This is a genomic window from Sneathiella sedimenti, assembly GCF_017313765.1.
Classification (GTDB): domain Bacteria; phylum Pseudomonadota; class Alphaproteobacteria; order Sneathiellales; family Sneathiellaceae; genus Sneathiella; species Sneathiella sedimenti.
On sequence record NZ_JAFLNC010000005.1, the window covers coordinates 219,245 to 230,887 of the forward strand.

Consider the following 11,643-nt stretch of genomic DNA (forward strand, 5'->3'; position numbering starts at 1 on the left):
GGTCAAAGGAAATCCTTTAAACTGGTACTGCTTTAAAGTTCTTTCGCGAGAGATCCTACATGTCACAACCAAAATCCTCGACATCGATCAATCAACTCCTTGATATCATGGAGAAATTACGTAATCCGGATGGCGGGTGCCCATGGGATCTGGAACAGAATTTCGAGACCATTGCCCCCCATACGATCGAGGAAGCCTATGAGGTCGCCGAGGCCATTGCCAGAAACGACATGGCAGAGCTGAAAGACGAGCTCGGTGACCTGATGTTCCAGGTGGTCTTCTATGCGCAAATGGCAAAGGAAGCCGGTGATTTTGACTTCAATGACGTGATAGAGGCGATTTCGGAGAAAATGATCCGCCGTCACCCCCATGTGTTCGGCACCGCCGATATCGCAACAGCAGAAGCGCAAACCACGGCCTGGGAAGAAACAAAAGCACAAGAACGCGCAGAAAAAACCAAGGATAGCGACAAGGCGCCGTCCGCACTGGATGGCGTGGCCGAGACACTGCCTGCCCTCACACGCGCCGTGAAGCTGCAGAAACGGGCCGCCCGCGTCGGGTTCGACTGGCCATCAATTACTCCGGTGTTTGACAAAATTGAAGAGGAACTTGGGGAACTGAGAGCGGAAATCGACGAGAACGGCAGTAAGGATCGTATCGCCGAGGAATATGGCGACCTACTTTTCGTACTCGCCAATCTCGGACGCCACCTCGAACTCGACCCCGAAACAGTCCTGAGAGCCGCCAACCGAAAATTCGTGCGTCGCTTTCAAATAGTAGAGCAACGCCTTGAAAATAAGGGAAAATCCCTGGATCAATGCAGCCTAGAGGAAATGGATGACGTGTGGAATGAAATTCGGATTGAGGACAAAATAAATCAGTAAAAACAGAGGATTAATTCAGCTTTTTAAGAATCTTCTCTAACCGTCCAAGATTCTCCGGAGAGAATTTTGCCTCAATATGCACCGTGTCGTCCCGGTCCGAACGATCGAGCACCGTCCCATGACGATAGATCCAGGAAAGGGTCGCGCCGTCTTCGGCCGGAATATCAAGCTCCAGAATTTTCTGCTTCGCCGTCAGCCTCTCTTCAATAAGCGCAAGAAATACGGGCGTCCCCTCACCTGTTACGGCGGAAATGGCAACCTGTCCGTCTTCGCGTGCCACGCTGTTGAAAAGTTTATCGCGCGACTCATCCTCGAGGAGGTCGATCTTGTTCAATATTTCCAAGTAACCGCTCGTGTCATCCGTATCAACACCGAGGCGCCCCAAGACGTCGAGGACGTCCTGACGTTGCGCGGCCGTGTCTTCGTGGGTGATGTCACGGACATGGACAATCAGGTCCGCCTCGAGCACCTCCTCAAGGGTTGCTCGGAATGCCGCGACCAGTTCCGTCGGCAAGTCAGAGATAAATCCCACAGTGTCGGAGAGAATCACCGGTTGGCCGCCCGGCAGGACGATTTTTCGCATCGTCGGATCAAGGGTCGCAAAGAGTAAATCCTCCGCAAACACGTCTGATTCTGTCATCCGGTTGAAAAGCGTTGATTTTCCAGCGTTGGTATAGCCAACAAGGGCAACGATAGGATACGGGACCTTTTTGCGCTTGGCCCGGTGCAACTCGCGGGTCTGGACAACGGAATTGAGCTGCCGCTTGATCTTCGTGATCCGCTCGTCAATCAGCCGCCGGTCAATTTCCAACTGCGATTCACCGGGCCCCCCGATAAAGCTCAAGGAACCGCGCTGCCGCTCCAGGTGGGTCCAGGACCGAACAAGCCGCGTACGCTGGTAGCTGAGATGCGCAAGCTCGACCTGCAGCGCGCCTTCGCGGGTTTGCGCGCGCTCCCCGAATATCTCGAGGATAAGGCCCGTCCGATCGACGATCTTGACATGCCAGCGTCGTTCCAGGTTGCGCTGCTGGACCGGTGTTACCGGTCCGTCGATAATGACGACTTCTATGCCGGAATTTTTTATGAACGCCCCAAGATCAGTAATCTTGCCCTCACCGAACAGCGTTCCCGGCCGGGCTTTCGCCAAGGTGACGACTTCCGAATGGACCACATCAAGTGATATGGCCGCAGTCAGGGAAACGGCCTCTTCCAGGCACCCTTGCGGATCCCGGAGCTTGCTTTGCGTCCTGGTTTTTATGGAGGGATGCAGAACAAGCGCCGCCTCCCCCGAACGCAGGCTGTCGCGTTCCGTATTAGAGTCCATAGGATGGATATAGGGGTAGCATTGCGATGTTGAAGGTCAGCTTTCTGCCGAAGGATCAAAAAGCTGTATGGGGCCGGCAGGCATTACCGTCGAAATGGCGTGCTTGTAAACAAGCTGTTCGTGGCCATCCCGTCTCAGCAATACGCTGAAATTATCAAACCAGCTGATTGAGCCTTGAAGCTTTACACCATTAACCAGAAACACGGTTACCGGAATCTTGTCCTTGCGTACCTTGTTTAGAAAAACATCCTGTACATTCTGTGACTTCTCAGCGCCCATCTTGAATTATCTCTCGTCTGTCAAATCGTTTTCAGCTCGCCTTTTGTCAGTCAAATCAGGGACATTCTGATTGCTTCTTTAAAATAAAAGGCAAAAAAGTTTCCCTGACATAAGGATTTCTCCCCCTAAACACAAGCATTATAACGCCGAAATTGCAACAAATAACGACTTTGGCAAAAAAAGCACAGTCTCAACTGTATTATTCGGGAAATACTAGGCATCCGCAGACATAAATTTCTCGTAAATCTTCCTAAGCTTTAACGAAATGAGGCCGGGATGACCATTCCCGATCACCTGATCATCAACTTTTACAACAGGAAGGACATATGATGTGCTACTGGTGATAAATACTTCACGGGCTGAAAGCAGCTCCTCGACTGAAAAACTGCGCAGTTCCAGCTCGATTCCGTTTTTCTCCAGTTCCCGGATCAGGGACGCCCGTGTAATACCTGCGAGAATGGAATTGCTGGTCGGGCGGGTCACGATCTTCCCTTCCTTGCTGACGATCCAGGCATTTGTTGAGCTGCCCTCCGTGACCATGCCATCCTCGTCCACCTGAAATGCCTCATAGGCTCCATTTTCCTTGGCTTCCTGCTTCGCCAGGACATTCGGCAGCAGGGAGACGGACTTGATATCCCGCCGGGTCCAGCGAATATCCGGCACCGTGATCACGCTGACCCCTTCCTGTGCCTTTTTCGCCGCCTTTTCCATCGACAGCCTTTTCGCGGTCATCACCAGCGATGTCGGGATGTCATCTGGAAAGGGATGGTCTCGCGGCGCAACACCGCGCGTTACCTGAAGATAGATGATGCCATCGCGGATACCGTTCTGCCGGATTACCTCTCGCATCACCATTTTTAGCGGTTCCCGTTTCATCGGGGCGTCGATTCTAAGCTCGCCCAAGCTCCGCCACAGCCGATCCAGATGTCCCTCTTCATCGATCATCCGGCTTCCGACAATGGTGACAACCTCATACACGCCATCGGCAAATTGATAGCCGCGATCCTCGATATGGACGCTAGCGTCCCGGTGCGGGAGATACTGGCCGTTTACATATGCAATTCTGGACATTGTTTTCCTATAATTTTAACGCCGCCAAAGGGCCGGATTGAACAGGGAAAGGACCGCAAAAAATTCCAATCGTCCCACGAGCATGGTGACACATAATACCCATTTAGAAAACTTGGGTAAGGCTTCATAGCTGATAAAATTTTCCTCTCCAACAACAACATCGGTGATCAATGGCTGCGCTGCCGAGCCGGCGCTGGCAAGATTTGTGATGGCGAGAGTGATTGATGACTGCAGGTCCAGTCCGTCAAAGGCCAGAAGCAATGTTGCCGCGACAAGCACCAGACAATAAAGCACGAAAAAGCTCCAGGCCGCCGTAATCTGTTCACGCAGGATGCGCTGTCCGCCATAGGTCAGGGGAAAGATACTGCTTGGAAAGCTCAGGCGGTTGACCTCGGCATTGGACACCTTCAGGAGAATGGCGATGCGCATCATCTTGATTCCGCCGGCGGATGAGCCAATTGATCCACCGATCGTCGTCAGGACAAGAATTACAAAAAGCGCGCCGATCGGCCAGTAATACTGCCCGGTCTCGGAGACAAGCGGCAGGTTGTAACCAGTTGTGGTCACAGCAGACACCGTATTAAAGACCGCATACCGCATGGTATCCCCGGTCGACATATCCGTTTGTGTCATCATCAGGGAGAAAACAAAAAGGCTGCCAAGAACGATGGCGATCATGAGGTAGCGATATTCGGGATCCTTGAAATAGGAAAGGCGGTCCCCATTGAAAAACGACCAATGCAGGGAAAAATTAATCGCGCCGAATACCATGAAAATCATCAGGATGACTTCAATCCCGCGGCTGGCAAAAGCCGTCCCGGCTGAATTCGATGTCATAAAGCCGCCGGTAGACAGGGTGCTGAAGGCATAACAAATGGCATCAAAGGCCGACATGCCGGCAAACCACAGGGCAACAATGCAGATCGCTGTCAGCAAACTATAGATTTTCAGCAGCGACAGCACGGCGGAGGCGATTCGCCGGGACATGCGCCGTCTGCTGCTCTTGGCGATGGCCCGCGTCAAGGGATTGCTGCGCGGCAAATTGAAGGCGCTTGCCATTATCGCCAGGAAGACAATAACTGAATAACCGCCCACCCACTGGATCAGGCTGCGCCACAGGATAATCGCCCGAGGCTGAGCATCCACATCATCAATAACGGTTGCCCCGTTTGTCGTGAATCCGGAAAATGCCTCGAAGTACGAGTTGGTCGCCGACGGGATGGCATCGCTTAGATAGAAAGGAAGGCCGGCGAAGGCCGGCACGATAATCCAGATCAGTGTTGCCGCCAGAAAGGTTTCACGACGCCCGAGAATGGTTATTTCCCGCCGCACCGCGAGTATCATACCGCCGCCGAAAAAGAGCGTTATGATGGCCGAAACAAAGAAACTCAGGGTAAGTTCTGTCTGCCCCTGGGCCAGGGCGAACAGAAGCGGCACGCCCATCAACATCGCCATAAACCCGAGCGACCAGCCAACAAATGAAAAGACAGGGGCGAACAACATCGGTTCTAGAAAAATTCAAGGCCGACAGAAAACATTTCCTCAACCTTCTGAACAGAATCCTGAAGGCTCAGGATAACGACCCTGTCATCGGCCTGAATGACCGAATCCCCTCGTGGAATTTCAACCGTATCCCCCCTGATGACCGCACCGATTATGGTACCATGCGGGAGCTTGATGTCCCGTAAGGGTTTACCCACAAGCAAGGAGGTTTCCAGCGCGTCCCCCTCAACCACTTCCGCCGCTCCATCACGGAAGGAATGTAGTCCCCGGATCCGACCTCGACGGATATGGCGAAGAATTTCCGACACGGTGGTTGCCCGCGGATCCACTACGACCTCAATCCCGAGGGAGGTGACCAAATTACCGAAAACCGGGTTATTTATCAGCGTGACGGCGGTTTCCGTCCCTTGCCCCTTGGCCAGCAAGGACGCCAAAATATTCACTTGGTCATCATTGGTGAGCGCAACAATTGTCTCGGCCTGCGCCGCATTTGCCTCCTGCAACAGTTCGGGATCAAGCGCACTGCCATGCAGCACGACCGTCCTGTCGAGCTCATCGGTAATTTTCTCGGCCCGCTCCCGGTTCGTCTCAATCAGCTTGAGCGAGACCTTGCGCATGTTCTCTTCGATATACCGGGCAAGATGAAAACCGATATTACCACCGCCAACAATGACGATACTGCGCGCCTCCTGCTCCTCATGACCGAAAAGCGGCATGGCGCGGGCGACATGGGCGCTGTCGGCGGCAAAATAGACCTCGTCCCCGGGGAACATCTGGTCATCGCTGGCCGGCACGATCATCTTGCCGTCACGATAGATGGCCACGACAACAACATTCAGATCTGGAAACAGCTCGGTCAGCTGCTTGAGCGGGGTATTGACGATCGGACAGTTTTCATCGAGACGGACGCCGATAACCTGCACTTTGCCATCCGCGAAGGAAACCGTATCGAAGGCGCCGGGGACTTTCAGGCGTCGTTCAATCGCATGGGCGACTTCATCCTCCGGGGAGATAATCACGTCAATCGGCAGGTTCTCGCGACTGAATAGATGCGCCCAGAGAGGATCCGTATATTGATGTGCGCGAATTCGGGCGATCTTCTTCGGGATATTGAAGATCGAATGCGCAATCTGGCAGGCGACCATGTTGACTTCATCACTATAGGTCACGGCGATGATCATGTCCGCGTCATAGGCCCCTGCCCGTTCCAGCGCATCGGGATGAGACGCATGACCGACCATGGCCCGCACATCCAGTTCATCCCCTATCTTGCGCACCAGTTCAGGGGACTGGTCGATCAAGGTGACGTCATTGTTTTCCCGGGCAAGCTGCCGCGCGATATTGGAGCCGACCTGCCCCGCACCGCAAACGATTACCTTCATCGCTTTTCTGTCCCCCTACCCAAGTTACGCATCTAATCTGACGACCTTTTTCGCTCACCATTACTCACGCCAAGCGTTTTCAGCTTCCGATGCAAGGCTGACCTCTCCATACCAACAAATGACGCAGTACGCGAAATATTTCCGCCGAATCTGTTGATTTGTGCTTCGAGATATTCCTTTTCAAACCTTTCACGCGCCTCACGCAATGGAAGCGCCATAATCTCCGTATTGTCGTTCTGCCCGATCATGATTGACTTCGCCGCCCCGGCGTCCGCCGGTACCATATTCGCGGTAATGGGCGCCGATTTATCGCCGGTCGCCAGAATCATGATCTGCTCTATCACATTCTTGAGTTGACGCACGTTGCCCGGCCACGAAGAGGCCTGCAATGTCGCGATTGCATCCTCCCCAATTTTCCGCGGAGGCAGTCCGGCGCTTCTTGAAAACCTTTCCACAAAGTGACGGGCAAGCGGCCCGATGTCTTCCGGCCGCTCCTTCAGGGAAGGTACGGATATCGGGACAACGCCAAGACGGTGGTACAGATCCTCGCGCAAGCGTCCGTTGGCCATTTCCTCATGCAGGTCCCGGCTGGAGGAGGAAATGACGCGTGCATCAACCTTGATTTTCTCCGTGCCGCCGACCCGTTGGAACGTCTGGTCAACCAGCACCCGCAATATCTTGCCCTGTGTTTCCATCGGCATATCCGCGATCTCGTCAAGGAAAAGCGTGCCGCCATGCGCCTGTTCCAATAAGCCGCGGCGTTCTCCCTTGACTGAATTCATGCGGCCATCTTCAACACCGAACAGCTGAATTTCCAGCCGTTCCGGCGCCAATGTAGCCGCATTGAGGACCACAAACGGACCGGTTTTGCGATGGGACTGTTCATGGATAAGACGAGCGACCACTTCCTTGCCGGATCCGGAGGGACCCGAAATGAGGACCCGGCTGTTTGTGGGTGCCACTTTTTCGATACTCTGCTGCAGTTGAATCATGACATGGGACCGACAGATAAGTTCCGTCATCATCCCCCCGCCACGAGTCTTGAGGTCCGCCACTTCACGCCGCAGTCTCACAGCCTCCAGAGCCCGGTCAACGAGCTGGATAAGCCGCTCTGCCTTGAACGGCTTTTCGATAAAATCATAGGCTCCCAGCTTGATGGTCTGGACCGCCGTTTCAATATTGCCGTGCCCAGAAAACATCAGAACCGGCAGATCCGGCTGATCCTTCTTCACGGCCTGCAAAATCTCTATCCCATCGAGCTTGCTTCCGCGCAGCCAGATGTCCAGGATAACCAGGTTCGGTCGCCGATGAGCGATCTCGGAAAGACATTGGTCGCTATTCGCTGCCATGCGTGTCTCATACCCCTCGTCTTCCAGGATCCCGGCCACAAGTTCCCGAATATCGGCTTCGTCATCGACGATTAGAATGTCTGCTGACATCGTTAGTCATTCCCCGTTTTCAAGTTCGCTTTACTTACCGGGAAAGAGATCCTGACACAGGCCCCCGTCCCTTCTTTCGCGTCTGTCATGGCGAGACTGCCGCCATGTTCCTCCATGATCTTATTGACGATCGCCAGACCAAGGCCCGTCCCCTTTTCCCGGTGGGTGACATAGGGTTCGGTTAACCGACTGCGGTTTTCTTCGGGCAGACCGCGCCCGTTGTCCGTGATTTCGACGCAGATTTCATCCGCCGTGACGGCAAGAGATACCTCTATCCGGCCCCTTGGAAGCTCGCCGCCCGCCACGTCCCGCCCCTCAATCGCATCTGCCGCATTTTGCAGGAGATTTGTCAGAACGCGATTCACCTGCGGCGCATCACAGGCACAGGTCATCGGGGACACCGGTACCTCAAAAAGATACTCGATTTCAGGATGCGCAATTTTCTGCAGGAAAATAGCCTGCCCGACAAGCTCTCCGAGATCCTCCGGTTTGAATTCCGGGGTCGGCATCCGCGCGAAAGCCGAGAATTCATCCACCATCTGGCCGATATCCCCGACCTGACGGATGATCGTGTCCGTGCATTGATTAAAAATATCAACATCTTCCTGAATCTGCCGACCGTATTTGCGCTTTATCCGTTCGGCGGAAAGCTGTATCGGGGTCAGGGGGTTCTTGATTTCATGGGCAATTCGGCGCGCAATATCACCCCAGGCCGCCATTCTCTGTGCCGAAACAAGATCCGTAATATCGTCCAGCGTCACCACGAACCCCTGAATGCTGCCGTCGGAGATTTCCGCTGCCGCACGTACGAGCAAATGTCGGTGGCCATTTGTGGATTGGAGCTGGATCTGGCGTTCGGCAACACGATAAGGCTTTTCCCGGATTTCATCCAGAAGTGCCGCCATCTGCGGCTGTATTTCGGAAAATGGTCGGCCAATAAGCTCCGCCTCGGAATGCCCCAAAAGCTCTGTCGCCTTGCGGTTGGGCAGATTTATCACGCCTTTCTTGTCCAGTCCTATGACGCCAGAGGAAACGCCGGATAGAACAGCTTCGGTAAAGCGACGGCGCTCATCCAGCTTGGTATTGGTTTTCTCGAGTTCCTGTCGTTGCGTAGACAGCTGTTCTGTCATCCGGTTGAAGGCGCGGCTCAATGTCGCCATCTCGTCATAGGCGCGGCTTTCATCCACCTTGGCCGTCAGGTCGCCGGAACGGACCTGCTCCGCCGCCCGAACAAGACTTTCGATCGGGCCAACAAGGCGCGAGGCAATCACCAGGCCAAACCAGACGGCGGCCAGGACCACCATCAGCGAAATGAGAAAGAAAATGACGGCGAACTGGATCTGGATACCGAAGCCTTCTTCCTTCAATTGCTCATATTCCGCCGCCGCGGCGCGCGTTCTCTCCATATGAGCGAGAACCCTGGGCTCGATAAAGCGCCCGACATATAGGAAGCCATCCAGCAAGCGATCGAGCCGTATCAACGCCCGCACCTGGTCATCCCCGTCGTTCGTGGTGATGACGATCTCCCGCTCGCGCGCCTCGCTGAAAAGCGTGGGAGCGATTTTATCAAATTCGAGCGCAAAGCTGAGGTCAGACTGGGCAATGATATTCTGGTTGCCGTCCACGACTACAGCCTCACTGAGGTTACGGGCGATAACCTGATCGCTGAGATAGGAATCAAACAGACTGCGATTTTCCAGAACCCGTGTCGGCGCACGGTTAATCTGCCCGGCCATCGCCAGGACATCGGATCGGATATTCTGGATATGCTCCTTGATATAGGCGTCGGCCACCGCAATCGATTCCGACACCGCCATATTCACCGGATCGGAGAAATGCCGCTGAAAATAAATGTTGAAAAACAGTGCCGAGAAAAGCGCGACCATCAACGCCGGGGCGACGGCAATCAATGAAAAAAGTCGCAGAATGCGACGATGCATCATGCTGCCCGTGCCGCCGACCTGACCTTTTCGCCAGGTCCTGATCAAACGATGGGTAATGATAATCGCCAGAATGACGACAATCGCCACGTCTATGATAAGAAGAACGCGCGTATAGGCAGCGTTTTCTATGGTCAGTGATTCATAGGTGGCGATACCGCTCGCGATGGCCAGCATGGCGACGAAGAAAGAGGTCTTCGGACCCAGCCCGATCTTTTTTGTCCAGCGGACAAAGGAAAAGGGACGTTTCACATTAGATTGCTGTGATTCTGCCACAACATCCTCCGACCGCACGGGTCACGATGCGACCTCGGTCTGCCGGTCCAAGTCGCCGACGTCAGTCATTTGTTCAAAATACCACATTGTGGCATTTAAGCATCACTTCATGCCGCGCACAACCTGAATATCCAGTTCCCGTATTTTTTTACGCAAAGTATTCCGATTGACGCCCAAAAGGTCGGCGGCCTTGATCTGGTTTCCATTCGTCGCTTCAAGGGAAAGCGTTAAAAGCGGCCGCTCAACTTCGCGAATAACCCTCTCATAAAGGCCGCTGGGAGGCAAACTGCCCGCATGTGCCGCGAAATACTTGGCAATATGCCGCTCCACGGCCATACCGAGGTTCTCGTCTTCACCCGGACTACCTTCAATACTGCCGACTTCCTGCGGTTGCAGCTCCTGCTCGACCACGGAGAGATTGATGACATCATCGGAATATAGCGCGGCTAGACGGCGCACCAGATTTTCAAGTTCCCGCACATTGCCCGGCCATTTATGCTTTTTCATGGCTTCGAGCGATTCCTTGTCGATGCTTTTGACCGGCAGGCCCTCCTCCTGCGCCTGGGAGAGGAAATGACGCACAAGATCCGGAATATCCTCTGCCCGCTCCCGGAGTGGAGGCAAGCGAAGCGGCACCACATTCAATCGGTAATAAAGATCCTCGCGAAACAGTCCCTGCCGCACGAACTGACGCAAATCCCGGTTGGTCGCAGCAATAATCCGGACATCCGTCTTGATCGCCGTCCGGCCGCCCACCGTCGTATACTCGCCCTGCTGCAACACGCGTAGCAACCGCGTTTGCGCCTCAATCGGCATATCCCCGATCTCGTCAAGAAAAAGGGTGCCGCCCTGAGCCTGCTCAAAGCGACCGATTGCGCGTGAGTCAGCGCCCGTGAACGCGCCTTTCTCATGCCCGAACAACTCGGATTCAATCAGTTCTTTCGGGATGGCCGCCATATTGATCGGGACAAACGGACCTGCTTTTCGCTTGCCATATTCATGAAGCGCACGGGCCACGAGTTCTTTACCTGTACCACTTTCACCGGAAATCAGAACGGTAAGGTCTGTGCCCATGAGGCGCGCCAAGACCCGATAAATCTCCTGCATAGCCGGAGAGCGGCCGATCAGGGGCGTTTTCGTCTCTTCTTCTTCCGGCTTGCCAAACCGGTTCGCGGCTTTCTTTGGCTTGGAGAGTGCACGGTCTACAACCTGCAGCAGGACCTTGAGGTCAAATGGCTTGGGAAGATAGTCATACGCGCCCCGCTCCGTCGCCTTGATCGCGGTCAGCAGCGTGTTCTGTGCACTCATGACCACCACAGGCAGTTCCGGCCTGATCTTCTTGATCCGCGGAAGCAGGTCCAGCCCGTTTTCATCGGGCATAACGACATCGGTCAGGATGACATCGCCAAGCCCTTCCATGACCCAGTTGTAGAGCGTTGAGGCATTGCTGGTGGAACGCACATTGTAGTCTGCACGGGAGAGAGCCTGTTCAAGGACCGTGCGGATACTCTGGTCGTCATCTGCGACTAAAATTGTTCCCGGCAT

At 54.3% G+C, this 11,643-nt stretch carries 9 protein-coding genes; 1 reads left to right on the forward strand and 8 read right to left on the reverse strand.

Annotated features, from left to right (window positions below; all coding sequences use genetic code 11):
- The first annotated feature begins 59 nt into the window (after positions 1-59).
- On the forward strand, positions 60-884 hold the full coding sequence (gene mazG / locus J0X12_RS15110; protein WP_207047269.1) for a nucleoside triphosphate pyrophosphohydrolase: 825 nt from the start codon (positions 60-62) through the stop codon (positions 882-884).
- 10 nt (positions 885-894) lie between these two features.
- Here the strand turns inward: mazG and hflX are convergent, their stop codons facing one another.
- From hflX to ntrC, 8 genes are all read right to left on the reverse strand, one after another.
- Positions 895-2,208, reverse strand: coding sequence for a GTPase HflX (gene hflX / locus J0X12_RS15115; RefSeq protein WP_207047270.1), 1,314 nt, complete (start codon positions 2,206-2,208; stop codon positions 895-897).
- Between the two features lie 36 nt (positions 2,209-2,244).
- Positions 2,245-2,487 (reverse strand): RNA chaperone Hfq, encoded by a 243-nt coding sequence (gene hfq, locus J0X12_RS15120; RefSeq protein ID WP_207047271.1) that lies wholly within the window; start codon positions 2,485-2,487, stop codon positions 2,245-2,247.
- 213 nt (positions 2,488-2,700) lie between these two features.
- On the reverse strand, positions 2,701-3,558 hold the full coding sequence (locus J0X12_RS15125) for a D-amino-acid transaminase (RefSeq protein ID WP_207047272.1): 858 nt from the start codon (positions 3,556-3,558) through the stop codon (positions 2,701-2,703).
- A 15-nt stretch (positions 3,559-3,573) separates the two neighbouring features.
- Positions 3,574-5,061 (reverse strand): TrkH family potassium uptake protein, encoded by a 1,488-nt coding sequence (locus tag J0X12_RS15130; protein WP_207047273.1) that lies wholly within the window; start codon positions 5,059-5,061, stop codon positions 3,574-3,576.
- Positions 5,062-5,066: 5 nt separating this feature from the next.
- The gene (trkA, locus tag J0X12_RS15135) at positions 5,067-6,443 is read right to left on the reverse strand and encodes a Trk system potassium transporter TrkA (RefSeq protein ID WP_207047274.1); all 1,377 of its coding nucleotides are present in this window, start codon (positions 6,441-6,443) and stop codon (positions 5,067-5,069) included.
- 32 nt (positions 6,444-6,475) lie between these two features.
- Positions 6,476-7,882, reverse strand: a complete 1,407-nt coding sequence (gene ntrX, locus J0X12_RS15140) for a nitrogen assimilation response regulator NtrX (RefSeq protein ID WP_207047275.1) — start codon at positions 7,880-7,882, stop codon at positions 6,476-6,478.
- A gap of 2 nt (positions 7,883-7,884) precedes the next feature.
- The gene (locus tag J0X12_RS15145; RefSeq protein ID WP_207047276.1) at positions 7,885-10,098 is read right to left on the reverse strand and encodes an ATP-binding protein; all 2,214 of its coding nucleotides are present in this window, start codon (positions 10,096-10,098) and stop codon (positions 7,885-7,887) included.
- 102 nt (positions 10,099-10,200) lie between these two features.
- On the reverse strand, positions 10,201-11,643 hold the full coding sequence (ntrC, locus tag J0X12_RS15150) for a nitrogen regulation protein NR(I) (RefSeq protein ID WP_207047277.1): 1,443 nt from the start codon (positions 11,641-11,643) through the stop codon (positions 10,201-10,203).